Below are 1,612 nucleotides of genomic sequence, written 5' to 3'. Positions count from 1 at the left end.
TAAACTGGACCCCATGTCAAGGACACAGTAAATTTTTTAGGTCAATTGGTTAAACAACCAATGCTGATGGTTTCTCTCCTGTAACCACATAATGATAATACTCATTTGGAGACATTCCTCCAAGGGTGGTTTGATAACGATCATTATTGTAGTAAGTTATGTAATCATCAATTCGTTCCTTTACATCCTGAAAGCAATCCCAGGTATTCACATATGGCTGAAGTTCATCTTTCATATGACCAAAGAAACTTTCCTGTGGTGCGTTATCCCAACAGTTTCCTCGCCTGGACATAGACTGGCGTAGCCTAAAGTCATTCAAAAGCCGCCGAAATGCAACACTTGTATAATGGCATCCTTGATCCGAATGAATCCAAACTTCTGCATTCATCTCGTATAAATGATTTCTCATGAGAGACTTTATTGTTTCAAGGACAAAATCAATCTCCAGAGATTCGCTTAATTGATAAGCTAGGATCTGCATTGTATATGCATCTTTTATAACGGATAAATATACATGCTTCTGCTTGAGCCGCAGATAGGTGATATCTGTTAGTAATACTTTTCGCGGGCCATAGGAACGGAATTGTCTCTTAACGTAATTCGGGGCAATTGTACTTGTACGTAATGCCTTTGCCATTCTTCGATATGGATTGGCTTTGCGTATAGGGCAGCACAAGTTGTATTTTCGCATTAATCTTTGCACTTTTTTTCTGTTCATAGTAATGCCCATACGCTTTAAACGCATGCAAATGCCCCTGGATCCTTTTGCATAACCTCGGTAATCATATGCTTCCTTGATTAGCAGAAAATCCTGATAATCAGATGCTTCACGGATAGCTCTTTGATTTGAGGCTGCGATCCAGCGATAATAACCGGATCTGGAAACGCCTGCCAGCTTACATAATTCCAAAACATTTAAAGCAGACTTGTTTTGAGTTTCTTTAAAGATTAATTCAAAGATAGCGCTTGTCTGCTCACGCGTTTTGGCTACTGCAGTTTCGGATTTGTTACGATATTTGAAATTTTTTTTAAAAACTCAACCTGTTTTTCTAAATGAACAATCCGTTCCTGTAATTCTTTGATACTGGCATCTGTTTTTTGGGTAGAAAGATCTTTTGCCTCGAATGCAGCAAGCTGTTGTTCTGTAGAAAGGCCTCGTGGAGGACGAAGTCCTTGCTCAGAATCTGCTTCTTCAAGAATACGTCTGCGCAGACTGCTTTTGCATCCTTGTGCAAACCAAGACGGATCATAACCAGCTGCTTTAAGGACTTCAGGGGTTGTTTTTCTGTGATTTCGAATCTGATCAACAAAGAATTTTTTGAATTCAAGTGTAAACGTAATGCGATTCGAACTTACGGAATAAGTATAAGGATTCAACTCCAAAACACGTAATTGTTCTTCTGTAAAAGGTACTTTTTTGCTCATAGTGTGTCCACCTTTCTGTTTATTAATATATCACAACAGCAATGGTGGTTAAACCTTTGTCTACAAGTTGGAAATAAGACCATGAAGGAATAATTGTTTACCAATTTCATGTCTACAACTTGGAAAATACTCTAAGGAATTGACCTAATTATCTAAGTTTCATGTCCACACTATAGGGTCCATTATA

Annotated in this window: 2 protein-coding genes; both read right to left on the bottom strand. The window is 38.3% G+C overall.

What is annotated here, in order from left to right; translation table 11 throughout:
* Positions 1 to 49: 49 nt before the first annotated feature.
* The gene (locus tag AB5213_RS17055; RefSeq protein WP_270203516.1) at positions 50 to 949 is read right to left on the bottom strand and encodes an IS3 family transposase; all 900 of its coding nucleotides are present in this window, start codon (positions 947 to 949) and stop codon (positions 50 to 52) included.
* A 38-nt stretch (positions 950 to 987) separates the two neighbouring features.
* Positions 988 to 1,425 (bottom strand): HTH domain-containing protein, encoded by a 438-nt coding sequence (locus AB5213_RS17050; protein WP_117836411.1) that lies wholly within the window; start codon positions 1,423 to 1,425, stop codon positions 988 to 990.
* Between the last annotated feature and the right edge of the window lie 187 nt (positions 1,426 to 1,612).

Origin of the sequence: Coprococcus sp. RTP21204st1_G4_RTP21204_210225 (assembly GCF_040915385.1) — a bacterium.
GTDB lineage: Bacteria > Bacillota > Clostridia > Lachnospirales > Lachnospiraceae > Allocoprococcus > Allocoprococcus comes.
The sequence above is the reverse complement of the archived record's forward strand: the minus strand, read 5'-3'. Positions and strand labels throughout refer to the sequence as shown.

Bases quoted from the DNA above. Each gene is read 5' to 3' on its own strand.
- AB5213_RS17050 (WP_117836411.1), bottom strand. From the start codon at position 1,425: ATGAGCAAAAAAGTACCTTTTACAGAAGAACAATTACGTGTTTTGGAG.